The sequence below is a fragment of the Litoribacter ruber genome (genome assembly GCF_018500185.1).
GTDB classification, from domain to species: domain Bacteria; phylum Bacteroidota; class Bacteroidia; order Cytophagales; family Cyclobacteriaceae; genus Litoribacter; species Litoribacter ruber.
In genome coordinates this window covers 110,805-128,721 of sequence record NZ_JAHBGI010000008.1, presented here as the reverse complement: position 1 = coordinate 128,721, position 17,917 = coordinate 110,805, and the positions used below count along the sequence as shown (strand labels likewise).

The 17,917-nt window shown below is 45.4% G+C and carries 17 protein-coding genes; 6 read left to right on the top strand and 11 right to left on the bottom strand.

The window, feature by feature from the left end:
* The first annotated feature begins 50 nt into the window (after positions 1-50).
* The gene (locus KIH41_RS12375) at positions 51-1,823 is read left to right on the top strand and encodes a sodium:solute symporter family protein (protein WP_214162575.1); all 1,773 of its coding nucleotides are present in this window, start codon (positions 51-53) and stop codon (positions 1,821-1,823) included.
* Here KIH41_RS12375 and KIH41_RS12370 read toward each other — a convergent pair.
* Together KIH41_RS12370 and KIH41_RS12365 are read right to left on the bottom strand one after the other, a co-directional pair.
* Positions 1,820-2,158 carry a DUF6787 family protein gene (locus KIH41_RS12370; protein WP_213944401.1) on the bottom strand — a complete coding sequence of 113 codons (339 nt, stop codon included), beginning with the start codon at positions 2,156-2,158 and terminating at the stop codon, positions 1,820-1,822. The two genes, KIH41_RS12375 and KIH41_RS12370, sit on opposite strands and share 4 nt — an antisense overlap.
* 4 nt (positions 2,159-2,162) lie before the next feature.
* Complete coding sequence (locus KIH41_RS12365) at positions 2,163-3,884, bottom strand: M14 family metallopeptidase (protein ID WP_214162574.1); 1,722 nt, start codon at positions 3,882-3,884, stop codon at positions 2,163-2,165.
* Positions 3,885-4,076: 192 nt separating this feature from the next.
* On the opposite strand from KIH41_RS12365, the gene KIH41_RS12360 reads away from it, so the two are divergent.
* A complete protein-coding gene (locus tag KIH41_RS12360) occupies positions 4,077-5,204 on the top strand; it encodes an AAA family ATPase (RefSeq protein ID WP_214162573.1) in 1,128 nt (375 codons plus the stop codon).
* Between the two features lie 37 nt (positions 5,205-5,241).
* Here the strand turns inward: KIH41_RS12360 and KIH41_RS12355 are convergent, their stop codons facing one another.
* From KIH41_RS12355 to pdhA, 4 genes are all read right to left on the bottom strand, one after another.
* Positions 5,242-6,564 carry an aspartate kinase gene (locus KIH41_RS12355; RefSeq protein WP_214162572.1) on the bottom strand — a complete coding sequence of 441 codons (1,323 nt, stop codon included), beginning with the start codon at positions 6,562-6,564 and terminating at the stop codon, positions 5,242-5,244.
* 56 nt (positions 6,565-6,620) lie between these two features.
* Positions 6,621-7,097 carry a 6,7-dimethyl-8-ribityllumazine synthase gene (gene ribH / locus KIH41_RS12350; protein WP_214162571.1) on the bottom strand — a complete coding sequence of 159 codons (477 nt, stop codon included), beginning with the start codon at positions 7,095-7,097 and terminating at the stop codon, positions 6,621-6,623.
* An 87-nt stretch (positions 7,098-7,184) separates the two neighbouring features.
* Positions 7,185-7,904, bottom strand: a complete 720-nt coding sequence (locus KIH41_RS12345) for a tetratricopeptide repeat protein (RefSeq protein ID WP_213944406.1) — start codon at positions 7,902-7,904, stop codon at positions 7,185-7,187.
* 192 nt (positions 7,905-8,096) lie between these two features.
* Positions 8,097-9,119, bottom strand: a complete 1,023-nt coding sequence (gene pdhA / locus KIH41_RS12340) for a pyruvate dehydrogenase (acetyl-transferring) E1 component subunit alpha (protein ID WP_213944407.1) — start codon at positions 9,117-9,119, stop codon at positions 8,097-8,099.
* A 170-nt stretch (positions 9,120-9,289) separates the two neighbouring features.
* Between pdhA and recF the strand changes: the two genes are divergently transcribed.
* On the top strand, positions 9,290-10,396 hold the full coding sequence (gene recF / locus KIH41_RS12335; RefSeq protein WP_214162570.1) for a DNA replication/repair protein RecF: 1,107 nt from the start codon (positions 9,290-9,292) through the stop codon (positions 10,394-10,396).
* Here the strand turns inward: recF and KIH41_RS12330 are convergent.
* Positions 10,393-10,809, bottom strand: a complete 417-nt coding sequence (locus KIH41_RS12330; protein WP_213944409.1) for a DoxX family protein — start codon at positions 10,807-10,809, stop codon at positions 10,393-10,395. The genes recF and KIH41_RS12330 overlap by 4 nt on opposite strands.
* A gap of 147 nt (positions 10,810-10,956) precedes the next feature.
* On the opposite strand from KIH41_RS12330, the gene KIH41_RS12325 reads away from it, so the two are divergent.
* Positions 10,957-11,268: a P-II family nitrogen regulator gene (locus KIH41_RS12325; RefSeq protein ID WP_213944410.1), complete on the top strand. Its 312-nt coding sequence runs from the start codon at positions 10,957-10,959 to the stop codon at positions 11,266-11,268.
* Positions 11,268-12,485, top strand: a complete 1,218-nt coding sequence (locus KIH41_RS12320) for an ammonium transporter (RefSeq protein WP_246539109.1) — start codon at positions 11,268-11,270, stop codon at positions 12,483-12,485. The genes KIH41_RS12325 and KIH41_RS12320 overlap by 1 nt, the downstream gene beginning before the upstream one ends.
* A gap of 38 nt (positions 12,486-12,523) precedes the next feature.
* Here KIH41_RS12320 and KIH41_RS12315 read toward each other — a convergent pair whose 3' ends face one another.
* The 3 genes from KIH41_RS12315 to KIH41_RS12305 all read right to left on the bottom strand — a co-directional run bounded on the left by KIH41_RS12315 (position 12,524) and on the right by KIH41_RS12305 (position 16,813).
* Positions 12,524-13,426: a sugar phosphate nucleotidyltransferase gene (locus KIH41_RS12315; protein WP_214162569.1), complete on the bottom strand. Its 903-nt coding sequence runs from the start codon at positions 13,424-13,426 to the stop codon at positions 12,524-12,526.
* 405 nt (positions 13,427-13,831) lie between these two features.
* Entirely contained in the window at positions 13,832-16,159 is a 2,328-nt protein-coding gene (locus KIH41_RS12310; RefSeq protein ID WP_214162568.1) for a M1 family metallopeptidase, read from the bottom strand.
* A 75-nt stretch (positions 16,160-16,234) separates the two neighbouring features.
* Positions 16,235-16,813, bottom strand: a complete 579-nt coding sequence (locus KIH41_RS12305; protein ID WP_213944413.1) for a HupE/UreJ family protein — start codon at positions 16,811-16,813, stop codon at positions 16,235-16,237.
* Between the two features lie 95 nt (positions 16,814-16,908).
* On the opposite strand from KIH41_RS12305, the gene KIH41_RS12300 reads away from it, so the two are divergent.
* Entirely contained in the window at positions 16,909-17,403 is a 495-nt protein-coding gene (locus KIH41_RS12300) for a DUF6702 family protein (RefSeq protein WP_214162567.1), read from the top strand.
* On the opposite strand, the gene KIH41_RS12295 is transcribed toward KIH41_RS12300, so the two are convergent.
* Entirely contained in the window at positions 17,400-17,795 is a 396-nt protein-coding gene (locus KIH41_RS12295; protein WP_213944415.1) for a DUF4783 domain-containing protein, read from the bottom strand. The two genes, KIH41_RS12300 and KIH41_RS12295, sit on opposite strands and share 4 nt — an antisense overlap.
* Positions 17,796-17,917 lie beyond the last annotated feature (122 nt).

The window sequence follows — 17,917 nt, the reverse complement described above, 5'->3', positions numbered from 1 at the left end:
GAGGTTTGGCGCTTAAATGATAATATAGCCGATTAATTTAACCTGCTGTTATGCTAATTAGTAATATCGATTGGGCTATCATAGCCGCATTTTTTGTTGTGTCCATGCTGATAGGCGTGATTACCTCCCGACAGGCGGGTAAAAACGCCAAAGAGTTTTTCCTTTCGGGTAGAAACATGCCCTGGTGGCTTTTGGGGGTTTCCATGGTGGCCACTACCTTTTCTGCCGATACTCCAAACTTGGTAACCGATATTGTAAGAAAAAACGGGGTGTCAGGAAACTGGGTTTGGTGGGCATTTCTGCTTACCGGCATGTTGACAGTCTTTGTTTATGCCAAATTGTGGAGACGGTCCAAAATAACCACTGACTTGGAGTTTTATGAAATTCGCTATGGCGGGAAGCCTGCTGCTTTTCTGAGGGCTTTCAGGGCGCTTTACCTGGGAGTGTTTTTCAACATTGTTATTATGGCTACTGTATCTCTGGCGGCTATCAAGATAGGCGGTGTGATGCTGGGGCTCACCCCTATCCAAACCATGTTGATTGCCTCCATTGTAACCGTATTTTATAGCTCTTTGGGTGGTTTGAGGGGAGTATTGTTGACAGATTTCTTTCAGTTCTTTATATCCATCGCCGGATCATTTGGAGCGGCTTGGTATATTTTGCAACAACCTGAAATAGGCTCCCTGGATGCCTTGTTTTCCAACCCACAGGTTTCGGATAAGCTTAACCTGCTTCCGGATTTTTCCGATTCCACTACGCTGATCCCGCTTTTGATTGTGCCCATTGCGGTGCAGTGGTGGGCCACTTGGTATCCTGGTGCTGAGCCGGGAGGTGGGGGCTACATTGCCCAAAGGATGCTTTCTGCCAAAGATGAAAAGAATGCAATTGGAGCCACCTTGTTTTTCAATATCGCCCATTATGCACTCCGGCCTTGGCCGTGGATAATTATCGCCCTTTCTTCGATAATAGTATTTCCTGAAATAAGTGATTTAAAGGTGGCTTTCCCGCACCTTCCGGATGACAAGCTGAATGATGACCTGGCCTATCCCGCCATGCTTACCTTTTTGCCTGTAGGCCTGTTGGGCATAGTGCTCGCTTCTCTAATCGCCGCCTTCATGTCCACCATTTCTACCCACCTCAACTGGGGGAGTTCCTATGTGGTAAATGATTTTTATGTGCGCTTCATCAAACCTGATGCATCTGACAAGGAACAGGTGATGGTGGGCCGACTGAGTACCGTGCTTTTGATGGTATTCGCCGCTTTCTTGGCTCTTGAACTTCAGAACGCATTGCAGGCATTTGAGATCTTGCTTCAAATTGGAGCAGGGACGGGACTGATCTTTATTTTGAGATGGTTTTGGTGGAGGATCAATGCTTTCACGGAGATCACGGGTATGGTTGTTTCATTCGTGGTGGCCATCTATTTTGAGCTTTATCACGAAAAATTGGGCTTTGAAGCGCTGTTGAGCCATGAAAAGCTGCTTTGGGGTGTAACTATCACAAGTATTTCATGGATCTTGGTTACCCTATTGACTAAGCCGGAAAAAGATCAGGTGCTCAGAGGTTTCTATAAATTGGTACACCCTGCGGCTTATGGTTGGAAAAAATTTCTGCAAAGAAACCCTGACATCCAACCGGAAAAAGGGCAGCTACCATTTGAAATCAGCCTGATGCTGGCAGGATGCATTACGGTGTACTGTACCCTGTTTGCCACCGGATTTTGGATTTATGGGAATGTAGCCGCAGGGATGGTCTCCACTGGGGTGGCCGTTGCAGGTGGCTTGTTTATGTTGCTGGGCTGGAAAAAAATGAAGGTGGATTAACTATCCACCTTTTTTCTTGACCTGCTGAAAAGTCTTACCAGTTTTTTTTCCTTTTCCCAAAAGAATGAAAACTGGCCGAAGACGAAGCCGTAAAATAGAAGTACAATCTGATAAAGGGGAAGCACAAACAGGAAATATAGGGTGCTTTTCCAAAAGCCCCCGGTGCTCATATCTATGCCCATCAAATCTAGTAGTGGCTTTTTGATCACCATAATGGTAGTCCCAGTAGCGGCAAACACCAACAATACCAAAACCACTTGCCACATACTTTCCAAACCCCATTTGGCTTGAAGTTTTTGAAGGAAAGAGGGTGATGATGTCTTCTGTTTATTCATATCTTTAATTTTCTATTCTATATATAGGATAGCGGTTGTGTGCTTTTTCCTTCCAAGGGCTATTCTCAAATACCCATCTAAGCTGGGCCGCGCCATTATCGGCAAATTCCGGATCATTGGCCTTGAGCTCCTCCAGCTCATTTTTAAGCTCCGGGTTGTCGTCCAAATACGTTGCGGCCAGGTCTTCAAAAACATAGGCCGAATATCCTTCCTTAGCCTGCAGGATCATGTCGAAATAGTTCCAAGAAAAGAAACTGTCCTCGGCTTGCGGTTCAAGGACCTCCATAACAAAACGATTGCTTTCTTGATTCATTTCAAGTAAGATATCTCCTTTTTTTATCAAAACTGTTTCCTCCTCTTTGGACACCTTCACTTTGCTGTGATTGAAGTGCCCCTCATAAGCCCTTTTGGAGGTTTCAAAGTCCTCTATGTGGTAAACCTGCACCTTCATCATAGTGTCGGCTTTTATTTCTTTTAAACTCACCTTGTTTCTTTCTAGATGCCTGATCACATTGTGCCAACCTTGGGGAATGATATAGGCCTGTGGCTTGCTCAAAGTCAAGCTGGGCTCGTAAGTATTGTAGTACTTTACTTCTGCTTCAAAGGGTTTGCTTCGGTCGTAGTATAGACGGTCCTGGCCGGAAATTAAGCTTTTCTTTGTCCCAGACTCAAATCCCAAAAACTTGATCAACTCAAACTCTTCCCGATTTGGGATGTGGTTAAAGCCGAAATCTGGTTTTTGCCGGGTTTGTTCCTTGGCCTCACGCTGCAGAGCCAATATTTTGTCTCCGTCCTTTTCCACCTTCTCAAGAAAAACCTGAAGCAGGGCATACATGCTTTCTACTCTATCTTTGTAACTTTTCAGCATGTGGGCTTCCGGCATAAAGCTCAAGGTATGAAATAGCGATGCATAGCCGCTGCTATACCTGGGGCCATCCTTAAACTGGACCCAGCCGTTTTCCGGTGGCCCACCCCAGGCGTTGACATAGGGGACCAATGGATATTCCCGCTCTTCCATTTTTTCAAAGAGGAAAGGTATCATTTCGGTTTTCAAATAGCTTCCCAAAGGCTCGGCCATGCGATCGTGCTGGGTAGGAATCAACGTCATGATATGCTGATAATCTGCCCCATTGCTGGTATGGGTGTCGATGAAGACTAAAGGACTCAAAAAATGGAAAATCTCATGAAAGGAAGCCGCGTTTCGTGTGTCTGCTTTGATGAAATCCCTATTTAGGTCATAATTTCTGGCGTTTCCCCTAAAGCCGTACTCTTCTGGTCCATTTTGGTTTACCCGGGTAGTGGAGTTGCGGTTGAGATGCCCCCCTATGTTATATACCGGAATAATGGCCAGAATAATGTCCTCACGGAGGGCAAACTTTTTCTCGGCCAAATCCCGAAGCAACATCATAGAGGCGTCTATGCCAGCTGGCTCCCCAGGGTGGATGCCGTTATTTATAAAGACAATCTTCTTGCCTTCCAATTTCCATGTGGCTGAGTCAAATGCCCCCGATTGGTCGTAAATTGCCAGATGCAAGGGAAAACCACTGTCGGTTAATCCTTTTTCCAATAATTTTACGTGCTCATGTGTCTCGGCAAGAGCCTCGTAAAAGCCAATAATCTCAGGATACGGGGCCGTTTGATTGCCTGAACTTGCCTCGTACAGTGTGGTTTGTGCTACCGCGGAATGAGTTATTAGCGAGCAAATAGCAAAATATAAAAAACGCATATTGTCCAAATTTTGGATAAAGATACTAAATAACCAACATTCTTCGCCTATTGGAAAACCTAAGATTATAACGTAACTTACGTGACGTAAAATGCGTGACGTAAAGTACGTGACGTAAAGTACGTGATGTAAGTTGCGTGACGTACTTTACGTGATGCTTAGATGTGGATTATCATATAAAATAGGCTTGAAATGAGCAAAAAACCATTTAACCCTTTTCCTCTTCTCTCCTACAGGGGCAAGAAATACTTCTGTGATCGGGAAGGGGAGCTTTCCACAATGCTTGATCATCTCCAAAATGACCGTAATATTGTGCTTTATTCATGGAGGAGAATGGGTAAATCTGCCTTAATTTATCGCCTTTTTGATGAATTGGAGTCGGGTAATTTTGAGTGTTTATATGTAGATTTCTTAGCCACAAGGAGTGTAGAGGAGGCCATAAATACACTTACACAAGCCCTTTATGAAAAATACGGGAAGACTAAAACCGGAATTTCAGCTACCATCCAGAGGCTGTTTTCCATTCTGGGCGTGACTGTTGGGTTTAACGCACTTACGGGGGTTCCTGAAATCAATTTCAAGGTGAATTCCACCGCTGTTTCCGAACATTCCTTATCGGCATTAGGCCAGTTTTTAAGCGAAAGAAAAAAAAGGGTCGTTGTGGCCATAGATGAGTTTCAGCAAGTGTCAAACTATGAAAACGGGCATGCAGAGGCGGTTTTTAGGACATGGGTGCAGCAGTTTCCAGACATTAGGTTCATATTTAGCGGCAGCCACAGAAAAATGATGGTCAGTATGTTTGCTGAAAAGAACCGGCCATTTTACCATAGCGCCCAATTGTTGGCTTTGGACCCCATACCATTTGAAAAATATGCGCCTTTTATCCAAGGGCATTTTGAGGCAAGGTCTAAAGAAATATCCCTGGAACAAATCGAAACAATCTACCAATGGGCTAGAGGGCAGACTTACACCATTCAGCTCATCTGCAATTTTTTGTTTTCACACTGTGTGAAAGTCAGTGATGGGGATATAATATTGGTGCTGGATGAGATTTTGAACCAACACCAGGCGATGTTTGGCAGCATGGCTAAAATGCTCACCAAGACGCAATGGAGGCTTTTTAAGGCCATAGCCAAGGAAGAGCCTCTCCATTCCCCCCAAAGTAAGGATTTTCTGCTGAAATACGGGTTGGGGGCTGCCAGTACCGTTGGCACGGCCCTAAAAGCCCTGGAAAGACTTGAGCTGGTAGTCGAAGAAGATGAGGGTGGATATATCGTCCACGAGGTACTATTATCCAGATGGATGGCTAGGTTAGTCTAGTTTTACTTAAAAAGCCAACCCGAAGGCTGGCTTTCTTTTAATTGAAGGTGAACAGGCTCTTGTTGAGGGTTCGGAGCGCATCATTTTTGATGGACGTATTTACCAGCAGAGACACATTGTGGCGGCTGCCGCCATAGGATACCATCCGGATGGGGTATTCGATCATGGCATCCATGATATCCTTCAAGGTTCCTTTGCTTTCTGCGACCATGTTGCCGACTATGCAAATGATACTTTGGTTCTGATCCACTTCCACCACACCAAAGTGCTCCAATTCTGCAATCAGCTCCGCAAGATGGGTTTCGTCATCAATTGTCACCGAAAGGGCTACCTCTGAAGTGGTAATCATGTCAATCGGTGTTTTGAATTTCTCAAAGATTTCAAAAACCTTTCTCAAGAATCCGTAAGCCAGAAGCATTCGGCTGGATTTGATTTTAATGGCCGTAATGCCGTCCTTGGCCGCAATGGCTTTCACCCCTTGCCCTTGTTCCTCAGCGGTAATGGTGGTTCCCAAAGCCTCGGGTTGCATGGTGTTGAGCAGCTTTACCGGCACATTGTACATCTGGGCAGGCCAAATGGAAGCAGGGTGTAGAATTTTGGCTCCAAAATAGGCCAATTCAGCCGCTTCATCAAAAGACAGCTGCGCAATCGGTTTGGTCTGGTCTACGATCCGGGGGTCATTGTTATGCATCCCATCAATGTCCGTCCAGATTTCGATCACCTCGGCATTGAATGCCGCGCCTATAAGGGAGGCGGTGTAATCACTTCCCCCTCTTTTTAGATTGTCGATTTCCTTTCGGTGGTTTTTGCAGACAAACCCCTGGGTTATAAACAGCTTCTGGTGAGGATAGTCGGACAGAATTGCCTTTAGCCTTTCCTCAATTTTGAGCAGTTCCGGCTCCTGGTTTTCATCTATACTCATGAAGTCGATGGCAGGCAGGAAAACGGCATCTATGAACAATTCATCCAGCAAGGTGCAAAACAACTTCGTGGACAACAGTTCCCCCTGTGCCAGGATGTCACGGTTGATGGCCTCGTTGAAGTTAATTTTTAAGATAATGTTCAGAAACTCGAAATGCTCTTGGATGATGCTGAGCGCTTTGGCCCTTCCGGCATCGGTTCCCAATAGCTCAAGGTAGAAGCTTTCATAATGGCTTTGCAGTTCGTCAATTATGAGCTTTGCCCCTTTCTTGTCGGCATGGCTCAAAGCCTCCCCGATCTGAACCAGGGCGTTGGTGGTGCCGGCAAGGGCAGAAAGGACAACTATTTTTGGGGAGTCATCCTGAATAATGAGGTCTTTGACCTGGTGCATTCTTTCGGGTTTGCCGACAGAAGTGCCACCAAATTTCATGATTTTCATAGCTGAAAGACTTCCGTTTTTGAAAACGGAAGGGATAGGGTTAAATAAATAGTTGGTTAAAAGCCCAGCATTTTGATGGCGGTGATGGCAGCTTCGTCGCCTTTGTTGCCATGTTTGCCACCTGCGCGGTCCAATGCCTGCTGCTGCGTGTTGGGTGTTAATACACCAAAGATGACCGGTTTGTTGTATTTAAGGCTCACATTTGTGATGCCGTGGGCCACGGCGTCACAGATGAAGTCAAAGTGCTTAGTCTCGCCTTGGATCACACAGCCAAGACAGATCACCGCATCGATCTCCTCGATTTCGGCCGTCCACTGGGCGCCAAGCGATAGCTCAAAGGAGCCCGGTACGTCTTTTCGGAAGATGTTTTCCTTCTTTGCCCCATGCTTGAGCAGGGTGCTGATAGCTCCTTCATAAAGGGCTTCGGTGACATCCTCATTCCACTCTGACACCACCACGGCAAATTTCTTGTCACTGATGTCCGGGATGTTGCCTGATGAGTATTCGCTGAGGTTTTTAAGTTGGGTAGCCATAAGTTGGTGAGTTTTGATGGGTAGTAAAAACAAAAAAGAGTAAGACCAATGGGCCTTACTCTCTCTAAAATGCTCTGCACAGCAGCATTACCTAGAGGCAAGGCCTTCTAAGCGCGCTTTATGCTTTCGTGCTGCAGTAAATTCATATGACTCGAAGTATTTCTCTTCGATTTGCTCGTAAGTCTTGATTGCATTGTTGATATCACCGTTTTCCTCATAGGCAATTGCCAGTTTGTTCAAATAACGAGGGGTGAAAAACTTGTTTTCCTTGTAATCAGCAGCTCTTTTGTATGAGCTGATGGCATCGCCAACCTGTCCAAGTTCCATCTGGGCATCGCCGATCAAGGCATAAGCTCTGGCCTGAACAAAGAAGTCGCTCGAAGAGAATTTCTTAAGGTGATCGATGGCTTTCTGGTGCTCGCCTTCGGCCAAATAAAGAGATCCGGTGTAGAAGTGCGCCAGGTTTGCAGCGTCCGTACCGCTGTACTTGTCAATGATAGTTAGGAAACCGGCATGCTCACCGTCACCGTTCAAAGCCAAGTCAGCTTCGTCCTGCTCCCAGTAATATACTGCCTGGAACATTTCGGCTTGGGCCACTTTGTTTTGGTTTGCTTTGTGGATCTGAAAACCGATAACACCGGCGATGACCAAAACAATAGCAATGATTATCCCACCTACAATTTTGGAATTCTCTTTCAAGAACGCCTCTCCTCTTCCTAACCTGTCGGCAATCACATCTGGATTTTCCAAAAGTTCATTTGCCTGCTCTTGTTGTGCTTTTACGTTTTTAATGTCTGTCTTCGCCATTTTTACTAATTTTCAGTCGCAAATATAGAGGATGTTTTATTTAATAGCAATATCTTATTTCCCCTCTCATTCGCCAATAACTAAAGGAGCTTGGCAAATGAAGCCCTAATATTAGGACATTCTTTTGTCTAATAAAAAAATAACCCCCAAAATGATTTCATTTTGGGGGTTAAAATATCTTATATGGCCAATTTATTCCATCACAAAAGGATAATCTTCCTGAACATACACGTCCTTGAAGGCATCCTGTCCATCAGGCCAAGGTGATTCTTCGGCAAATTTCACCGCATCTTCTACCTGCTTTTTCACTTTCTTGTTGATTGCCTCGATTTCTTCTTCGGTCAGGATGTTGTTGTCCAAAATGGTTTTCTTCACCTGCTCGATTGGGTCACGCTGCTTGTATTCTTCCACTTCCTCCCTGGTTCTGTATTTCTGGGGATCGGACATGGAGTGCCCTTTATACCTATAAGTTCTGAATTCCAACAATGTTGGTCCATCACCTTTTCTGGCTCTTTCCGCTGCTTCAGCTACTGCCTCGTGAACAGCTTCCACGTTCATACCGTCCACTGGGAAAGAAGGCATATCGTAAGACTCACCAATGGTAGAAAGGTCTTCCACGTTAGAGGATCTCTTCACGGCTGTACCCATGGCATAACCGTTGTTTTCTATGACGAAAATCACCGGAGCTTTGTAAAGCATAGCCAAGTTGAATGCTTCATGGACGGCACCTTGTCTCACCGCACCATCACCCATGTGGCAGATGCAAAGGTTTTTGGTTCCTTGGTATTTTTCGGCAAAGCCGATTCCAAGACCCATAGGCACCTGGGCACCCACGATACCGTGTCCACCTACGAAGTTAACTTCCTTGTCAAAGATGTGCATGGAGCCACCTTTACCCTTAGTGGTACCGGTAGCCTTGCCATAAAGTTCAGCCATTACAGCACCCGGGTCAGTGCCTAGTCCCAACGGATGGGCATGGTCACGGTAAGCAGTGATCCACTTGTCATCCTTTTCAAGTGCCGTGATGGCACCGGAAGCGCAGGCCTCCTGGCCAATATATAAGTGACAGAAACCTCTGATCTTCTGCTGTCCATAAAGTTGGCCTGCCTTTTCCTCAAACCTTCTCATGAGCAACATGCTCTCATACCAATAGGTATAGGTCTCCTTTGAATATTTTGCTTTCGCCTTGGTTTTATTCGAACTCTTCTTCGCCATATCGAATTTTGTATAAATAGCCTAAGTTTGCGGGTCAAATATAGGCCATGTTTCGCTGATTAGCAAAACCTTTCCATGTTTTGGAGCCTGCCTTGGACCTATTAGCAAAGGCTTTTCCGTTTTCTATATTGGTACATTAAATGTACTTTTATGCTCCCAAACCATTCCTTATGCACCTGAAAAACATCAAGCTCAACCAGTTCAAGAATTATAAACAGGAAAGGGCTGTGTTTTCAAAAGAGATCAACTGCTTTTTGGGAATGAACGGAAGCGGGAAAACCAATCTGCTAGATGCCATCCATTACCTATGCTTTACACGCAGTGCTTTTAATTCCATTGATTCCCAAAACATCCTGCATTATGAAAGCTTCTTTACCATAGCAGGGGAATTTGATAGGGAGGGAAAAGATCTGGAGCTGCGGTGCATTTTTGAGGCGGGAAAAAAGAAGCAGCTTGTCTTGGCCGGAAAGGCCTATGAGAAAATGAGTGACCACATCGGGCAATTTCCCGTAGTGATGATTGCCCCCGATGATATACAGCTGATCAAAGGCGGAAGCGAGGATAGGCGGAAGTTTGTCGACAGCATGCTTTCGCAGCTAGACCGTAATTACCTGCAATCTCTGGTGCGGTACCAGCATTTTCTCAAGCAGAGAAACGCGCTTTTGAAACAGTTTGCTGAGGGTGGTAGATTTGATAAAGAATTGTTGGAACCCTATAATATAGAGTTGATTTCCCTCAGTAAGGTGATTTCCCAGAAAAGGTTGGAGTTTATTGAAAACTTCAGTCCTAAGCTTGAGCATCATTACAGGGTGATTTCGGATAGTAAAGAGGCGGTTTCGGTTGGCTATGAAAGCCATTGTGAACCGGAGGGCTTTGAAAAAGTGTTTAGGGACTCCCTGCACCGGGATTTAGCTTTGAAAAGAACTAATAAAGGGATTCATCGGGATGATTTTGCTTTTGAAATAGATGGGTTTCCCTTAAAAAAATACGGCTCTCAGGGTCAGCAGAAAAGCTATTTGATTGCCTTGAAGCTCTCCCAATTCCAGGTTTTGGAAGAGGGGATGGGCGTGAAGCCGATTCTGCTTTTGGATGATATCTTTGACAAGCTGGATGATGCCAGGATAGAAAAAATGGTCAGCCTGGTGGCCGACCATCAGTTTGGGCAACTTTTTATCACCGACGCCAGACCGGAAAGGTCCAAGCAGATTTTGGCATCTATTGATTCCGAAAAGGCCTTTTTCCGAATTGATAACGGGACCATTCGGGCCGAAGATTAATATTTTTTTCGTTTCATCATCTGCCCGTCCATGGAGTAGATGCCTGCTCCCCGCAAGAATAAAAATATCCAGGAAAGCAAAAATAGGAGAGGCAATTCTTTGTCCGAAAATCCCTCCCCAGCATGGACGACAAAGGAAATCACGAACATGTTGATGATTAAAGGGATCAAAGCCAATCGGGTGGCAAAACCCAGTGCTACTAGGATGGCGCAGAAAAACTCCGCAAAAATCACCAGCTGAAGGGAGAATGCAGACCCTATGCCCAATGGATCAGGGAAGGAGCCCAGTCTTTCGCTGAAGTTAAGGATCTTTGCCCAGCCATGGGTCATCATCATCAATGACACCCCAACGCGGAAAATCAACAGTCCAACATCGGTGAAGAAGGGTCGGGTGGAAAATATCAATTGTTTCATGAGCGTGTTATTTAGAAAAACTTCCCCGCAATAAATATTCCGTTTAAAGAATACCAATTTTAAGATATTTATGTTTGAGTCTCAAGGCCGTTTATCAAACAATTCCCTTTAGGGCTTAGTTGGGCAATAATGATGACCGAAAAGCCTATGCTAAAAATAGAGTCTTACTTGCCGATGGATGAGCTGGATGCCTTTCTTGATAAGATAGGCTCTGAAAAGGTCCTGAACATTAATTTTTATCAGGTAAGCAATGTATCCCTGATCAAAGGCAAAGGCACGCAATATCGGGGAGTGCCTTCTTCGACAAATTTTTCTGATAGGATCAAAATCGAATTGATTATCCATTCCGAACAGCTTGACGAGGTCATCAGTTTAATAAAAAACCATTTGGAGCCCAATGTGGGAATAGCAGTGGTAGAAATCAGGGAATTTCTTATCCCATCCAAAACAGAGGCGTAATGGGGGAAAACCTGATGCTAAATAACCTCTGGATGATCATGGCCACCATTCTGGTCTTTATCATGCATATTGGATTTGCGGCCCTGGAGGCTGGGTTAACCCGGCAGAAAAACACGATCAACATCCTTTATAAAAATTCCATTATCCCCTCCGTTGGCATTCTTACCTATGCTTTCATTGGGTATAATATCATGCATGCCGAAGACTTAAAAGGACTTCTCCGAATTGGGGTCTATTTTCCCGACGGAAATGACGGGTTTGATACTATTGATGATCAATATACCAACTACACGCATTTTATTTTTCAGGCTATGTTTGCGGCTACCTCCGCCACTATCGTTTCGGGAGGAGTGGCGGAGCGGATAAAATTACGGCCCTTTTTGCTTTTTTCCACCTTTTACATCGGCCTCTGTTTTCCTATAGTGGCCCGATGGAAGTGGGGAGGTGGCTTTATGGATAATTGGGAGGTTCCTTTTTATGATTTTGCCGGGAGCACCCTGCTTCACAGTGCGGGAGGCTGGGCGGCCCTGATAGGTGCCATAGTGGTAGGGCCAAGACTGGGGAAATTCACCAATGGAAAAATCAAGGCTTTTCCTGGGCACAACATTCCCTTGGCTACTTTGGGCGTATTTCTTCTTTGGTTCGGCTGGTTTGGGTTTAATGGTGGTTCCCTGGGCTCCGCAGAGCCGGGGCAGCTTTCCAGGATCTTTGTCACCACGGGTGTGGCTGCTGCGGCCGCATCGGTGGGGGCGCATTTTACCTCTTACTACCAATTCAAAACCTTTGACGTGACCATGGTCCTCAATGGGATTTTGGCTGGACTGGTGGCCATTACTGCCGGGGCCGATGTGATGAATATTTGGCAGGCAGGGCTGATAGGCTTTGTGGCGGGGGTGATGGTGATATTTGGGGTGATTTTTATGGATAAAATCAAAGTAGATGATCCCGTGGGTGTGGTCCCTGTCCATCTTTTGAGTGGGATATGGGGCACTCTGGCAGTGGGGCTGATTGGTGAAAAGGCTGGTTTGGGCCAGCTTTTGTCTCAAGGGCTGGGTATATTAATTGTGGGAGGATTTTGCGTAGGGTTCAGTTTGATATTCTTTCTTGCCATCAAAAAAGTCTTCGGCTTGAGGGTCCCCGAAACTGTGGAAAGAGAGGGACTTGATATCCATGAGCACAGCATGCATGCTTATCCGTATTTTGGCAGGAAGGAATAAAAAAAAGCCATGCTATTGTTCGCATGGCTTGAAGGTGTTTAGTTCCACAAGTTTTTGGGATATTCCCCTTCCTCGTGAAGTTTTTTAAGTGAGCTGATCACCTCAGGCTTGTCGTCTGTGTAGGTAACGCCAAACCAGGTCTTGCCGCCGGCAAGGATTTCCACAGCAGCCTTGTTTTCCTGAATCAGGTGATTGGCCACAGTGGGAATATAAAATTCCGACTTGGGATTGGTGTAGTTGTTTTTCAAAAACTCCGACCACATGTCGTTGATGGCCTCCATAAAGGAAGGATGAAAGCCCCAGCAGTTCATGGAAGCTTGGGCAGTAGGCGCTAACTCTATAGCCTCACCGTTCATCTTGGTCACGATTTTATCACCGTCTCTACCGATATCGGTCGTTTCTACCATGCCCAATAACTGGTTTTCCTCGTTGGTTTCGCAGATGCCTCTAGAAACGGTTCCGTTTTCGGAAAGCACGTTTTGAAGCTCATACCCTACCATGCAGTGGAGGTTTGGCTGCACGCCATTGCTCAGAAACTGCGAAAGCACTTTGAAAGCCTCCTGTCCATAGAAATCATCTGCATTGATGACCGCAAAAGGCTCCTTGATCACATCTTGAGCGCAAAGCACTGCATGGGCCGTTCCGTATGGCTTGGACCTCTCTGGATTGTTGTATTCAGAAGGAACAAACGAATCCAGGGATTGAAGCACAAATTCCACTTCGATCTTTCCTTCCAGCTTTGGAAGAAATTTCTCCTTCACTTCTTCCAATATTTCTTTTCTCACAATAAAAACTACCTTGCCAAAACCCGTGCGGATGGCATCGTAAATGGAATACTCGATGATGGTCTCCCCATTTGGTCCGAATCCGTCTATCTGCTTATTTCCTCCATATCTGCTGCCCATTCCGGCGGCCAGTACTAAAAGTGTTGGTTTGCTCATTTTTCTATATCTTATTTTCGTTTTCTGATCAAAAGCCCAAAACTAAAGAATTTATTCCAAGCTAGGAATCCATTAGGGACTTTAATAGTGCACCATTCCCCATAAATTGCGCCAAAGGTGTCGCTTGTTGCAGAGTAAATATCCGTATTGGTACTAGCGTGAAATTAGCGATTATTAACTTTCACATACTTTAATTCGGTCTATCAGCTCCTACGCCTCCTCTTTGCCTCCTCTTCGCCTCCTCTTCGGGTCCTCTTCGACAAAAAGCATTTTTAATGCTTAATTGAGCATTAAAAGTTTGGAGCTGCTGGGGTAAATGACTTTTGACGGGGAAAGCTATAAAAATAAAGGCGGGCCCCGAGAGGTCCGCCTTACCTGGATTAGTTGGTTTATGTAATCAAGGTATTATCTTCTTCTGGCCCTTTTCATGGGATTATCTCCCGTGGATGCGCCCCTTGCTCCTGAGTTTTGCTTGAAAAGCTCAAATCGGGAAGGCAACTGTTGTCTTGGCCAGTAGTTATTTGCTTCGTCGATATCAGCTGTTTCCCTATATGGATCGAGGACGATGCTTTGGACCTCTTTCTTTTTCGGGAATACTTTGGTAACCTCCGACTCGTTCAATCTCCAAATTTCAGCAGGAATTCTTTCAATTTCTGAAGTTCCGTCCCGATAGTTGAATTCAATGATCAAGGGCATTACCAAGCCGCCGATGTTTTCGAAAGTTATTTCATAAAAATTCATGCCAGAATTCAACAATTCCCTTTCTTTTTCAGAAAGTCTGGCCATAAATTCCTTATATTCTTTTTCATCCTCAGGAGTGACCCTAAATCTGTCAAAAGAATTGTAGAAATCCCTGGTTTCAGGATCTGATTCCACCACCGTTTGGGCAATGTCATTACGGTTGTGGGCTTTGCTGATGTAATCCTCTTCTCTTTCAAAAGCCTCTTTTTGGCGGGCTTTGATCTCTTTTGGATCCTTGCTGTCCATTTTGTAATGGTTCACTTCGCTGATGGCCATGTCCACTGGCTCTGTGCCAAAAAACCATCCTCTCCAAAACCAGTCCAAATCAACTGCCGAAGCATCTTCCATCGTTCTGAAGAAATCCTCCGGTGTAGGATGTTTGAATTTCCAGCGTTGGGAATATTCCTTGAAGGCATAATCAAATAATTCCCTTCCCATCACAGTTTCACGAAGGATATTTAGCGCCGTGGCTGGCTTGGCATAGGCGTTTGGCCCAAACTGGATGATGTTTTCAGAATTGGTCATGATGGGCTCCAAAAGGTGCTTTTCGGAGCGCATGTAGGGCACGATTTTATGCGCTGGGCCTCTACGGGAGGGATAATCCCTGTCCCATTCCTGTTCTGCCATAAACTGCATGAAGGTATTCAGCCCTTCATCCATCCAGGACCACTGTCTTTCGTCGGAATTGACAATCATGGGGAAAAAGTTGTGGCCTACTTCGTGGATAATCACGGAGATCATCCCATATTTCACCGCTTCCGAGTAGGTGCCGTCTTCATCAGGCCGGCCGTAGTTGAAGCAGATCATGGGGTATTCCATGCCATTGCTGCCTTCCACGGAAATGGCCACCGGGTAGGGATAATCAAACGTCTTTTCGGAATATGATTTTAGCGTGTGTGCCACTACTCTTGTAGAATATTGCTCCCAGAGCGGGTTGCCTTCTTTGCCATAGTAGGACATGGCCATCACATTCTTGCCGCCAAGTTCCACTGCCATGGCATCCCAGATGAATTTTCGGCTGCTGGTCCAAGCAAAATCGCGTACGTTTTCGGCATGGAATATCCAGGTTTTCTTGTCCTTGGCCCGGCCTTTTTCGAGTCTTTCGGCCTCGGCCTGGGTGCGGATCACTACTGGCTTGTCAAAAGCCTGTTGCGCCTGGTTCCATCGGTCAAGTTCCGTTGGGCTGAGCACCTCCTCAGGATTTTGCAACACGCCTGTGGAACCCACCATATGGTCAGCAGGTACGGTGATCGATACTTTATAATCCCCAAATGTCAGGGCAAATTCTCCCCTGCCATAAAACTGCTTGTTTTGCCAGCCTTCAAAATCAGAATAAACGGCCATTCTTGGAAACCATTCGGCCATGGTATAAAGGTAGTTGCCGTCCTTTTCAAAATACTCATAGCCGGGGCGGCCACCGATGAAGCTCATCCTGTCATGGATGTTAAAGCTCCAATCCACACGAAACTCAAATGTCTCCCCTGCTTTCAACGGTTCGGGCAGGTCTAACCGCATCATGGTTTTGTTGATGGTGACCGGGATGTCGTTGCCCTGAAGGTCTCTCACCGAATTGATCTTGTATCCCAGGTCCAGGTCATGCCAGAGAATCGTTTCCAGCTGCCTGAGCGACATGCGGGAATCTATTTTGCTTGGGGCAATTTTATGGGTGTCTGAATCTTTAGCCCGCTCGTTTTGGTCGAGCTGAATCCAGAGGTAATTGAGCTGGTCAGGTGAATTGTTGAAATAGGTGACTTTCTGGGTACCGGTTATGGACTGGTTTTCATCATCCAGCTCCACTTCGATCTCATGGTCGGCCTTTTGTTGCCAATACATGTGTCCGGGCGCCCCAGAGGCGGTTCGGTAAACGTTTGGGGAGCGCAACATGGGGCCGAGTTGCTCGAATCGCTCGGCATGGTTTTGTTCGCTGTGCTGTCCTTGGGCCAATGGGGAAAGCATAAAGCCCATTAAAACGAATAGAATTGTTTTTTTCATAGTGTGATTTATAAATATTCCCCCTCAGCCTTCCCTCAATATATTTGCTTTCGGTCTCCGGTCTTCGGTCTTCCTTTACCAATACCTATTCTCCAGCACCATCATCACGGCCATACCCAATACTACCGCCGAAGTGACCAGAGTCCACTCCTTGCGGTTGCCAAATATGCCCACGAAGATGGATCCGATGAGCAGGAAAATGGCGACGATGGCCAATTGCCCAACCTCAAGGCCGAGGTTGAAAGCCAATAGAGGCTGGAAGATGGAGGCTTCCCTGCCCAAAAGGGATCGCAGGTAATTGGAAAAACCCAAACCGTGGATAAGTCCGAAGAAAAGCGCAAAGAAATAGTTTATCTGAACTCCCCGACCGTTGGTAGGGCGCGGTTTGAAGATGTTGAAAAGGGCGGTGATGGCAATGGTGACCGGAATGAGGAATTCGACCATTGCGCTATTGACTTTGATGATGTTCAAGGTGGCAAGGGCCAAGGTGATGGAGTGTCCGATAGTAAAGGCAGTGACCAGAATGATGATCTTTCGCCAGTCTCTTCCGAGATAAATTGCACAGAGCGCAATGACGAAAAGAATGTGGTCAAAACCCTCTAAATCCAGGATATGGGCAATACCTAATTTGAAATAAACTTCAAATTGACTCATAATTGTATTTTGTATTATATTTTTTTAAGATGGCCCTTTTCGGGATTGTAATATTAATGTATAATTTGCACAAAAATAGCAAAAGCCATAAGTAAATGCCTGTCCATTTTATTTTAACCGCCATTTTAGGATGGATGGTAAATTTTCACCCCTTTTACATCAGCCTAACCGAAGCTAGGTATAATTCGGACACCCAACGGTTTGAAATCGCACAAAGAATTTTCTGGGATGACTTGGAGGAGGCCCTTGCCGGTGAAAGCGGGGAGTCTATCAATTTTCTCAATCCTGCGGATAATGTGACTTTGGAGAAAATGGTGGAGGATTACCTTTTGAAAAACAACAGCCTTGAGGTCAATGGCAACATTCTGCGATTGTCCTATCTGGGTTTTGAGGTAGAGGAGGATGCGGCTTGGTTCTATTTGGAAAGCGAAAAAGCGAAAAGACCTAAAGAAGTGAGGTATAAGAACACTTTGCTGCTTAAATATTTTGAAGGTCAGCAGAATATTGTCCACGTTTATTCAGGCAGCAAACCTAAGTCCCTGATGCTCGATAAGCGCAAAACGGAAGGGGTTGTAAAATTGGTTAATTAGTCTTTTTTGAAGTCCATGCTGTAGATCCTCATCTGGTCGTTTACTTCACGGGCCTTGATGAGCACTCTGAATGTACACTCTTGACTGGAGTAGTAGCCAATCATATATTTGATGTTTTGGAGGGATTCTCCCTTGTGCACGACCTGAAAATCCTCGGCTGGATAGCGTTTGAAAAAATCTCTGAAGACCAATTCGGCTTGGCTCCTTGAAAAATCGCCCTGGCTGCCGTTGACATTCAGCTCAACGGTGTTTTCGAAATATTTAGCCAAATCCCTGCTCGATCCTATCTTGAAGGAAGTTACGATTTCTTCCACAGCCAAGCCGTTTGCCACGACTGGAAGCAGGAGCAAAAAGGATAAAACTAAAGCAGAAAGGGCATTAGGGGTTTTCATTACCATGGCTTCTTCAAATACTTTGCCAATTTAACTAATCTTGAAAAAATAGGACTCTGGATGTTTTGGGTGCAAAGCAACCTAAAATATTTCAATTTCAAAAACCATTTGAACCTAAAATG

Excerpts from the sequence above, each read along its gene's own strand:
- KIH41_RS12315 (WP_214162569.1), bottom strand. The coding sequence starts at position 13,426 with ATGAGCAAACCAACACTTTTAGTACTGGCCGCCGGAATGGGCAGCAGA.
- KIH41_RS12365 (WP_214162574.1), bottom strand. The coding sequence starts at position 3,884 with ATGCGTTTTTTATATTTTGCTATTTGCTCGCTAATAACTCATTCCGCG.
- recF (WP_214162570.1), top strand. The coding sequence starts at position 9,290 with ATGCACCTGAAAAACATCAAGCTCAACCAGTTCAAGAATTATAAACAG.
- ribH (WP_214162571.1), bottom strand. The coding sequence starts at position 7,097 with ATGGCTACCCAACTTAAAAACCTCAGCGAATACTCATCAGGCAACATC.
- KIH41_RS12375 (WP_214162575.1), top strand. The coding sequence starts at position 51 with ATGCTAATTAGTAATATCGATTGGGCTATCATAGCCGCATTTTTTGTT.
- KIH41_RS12370 (WP_213944401.1), bottom strand. The coding sequence starts at position 2,158 with ATGAATAAACAGAAGACATCATCACCCTCTTTCCTTCAAAAACTTCAA.
- KIH41_RS12355 (WP_214162572.1), bottom strand. The coding sequence starts at position 6,564 with ATGAAAATCATGAAATTTGGTGGCACTTCTGTCGGCAAACCCGAAAGA.
- KIH41_RS12320 (WP_246539109.1), top strand. The coding sequence starts at position 11,268 with ATGGGGGAAAACCTGATGCTAAATAACCTCTGGATGATCATGGCCACC.
- pdhA (WP_213944407.1), bottom strand. The coding sequence starts at position 9,119 with ATGGCGAAGAAGAGTTCGAATAAAACCAAGGCGAAAGCAAAATATTCA.
- KIH41_RS12345 (WP_213944406.1), bottom strand. The coding sequence starts at position 7,904 with ATGGCGAAGACAGACATTAAAAACGTAAAAGCACAACAAGAGCAGGCA.
- KIH41_RS12300 (WP_214162567.1), top strand. The coding sequence starts at position 16,909 with ATGCCTGTCCATTTTATTTTAACCGCCATTTTAGGATGGATGGTAAAT.
- KIH41_RS12295 (WP_213944415.1), bottom strand. The coding sequence starts at position 17,795 with ATGAAAACCCCTAATGCCCTTTCTGCTTTAGTTTTATCCTTTTTGCTC.
- KIH41_RS12360 (WP_214162573.1), top strand. The coding sequence starts at position 4,077 with ATGAGCAAAAAACCATTTAACCCTTTTCCTCTTCTCTCCTACAGGGGC.
- KIH41_RS12310 (WP_214162568.1), bottom strand. The coding sequence starts at position 16,159 with ATGAAAAAAACAATTCTATTCGTTTTAATGGGCTTTATGCTTTCCCCA.
- KIH41_RS12330 (WP_213944409.1), bottom strand. The coding sequence starts at position 10,809 with ATGAAACAATTGATATTTTCCACCCGACCCTTCTTCACCGATGTTGGA.
- KIH41_RS12325 (WP_213944410.1), top strand. The coding sequence starts at position 10,957 with ATGCTAAAAATAGAGTCTTACTTGCCGATGGATGAGCTGGATGCCTTT.
- KIH41_RS12305 (WP_213944413.1), bottom strand. The coding sequence starts at position 16,813 with ATGAGTCAATTTGAAGTTTATTTCAAATTAGGTATTGCCCATATCCTG.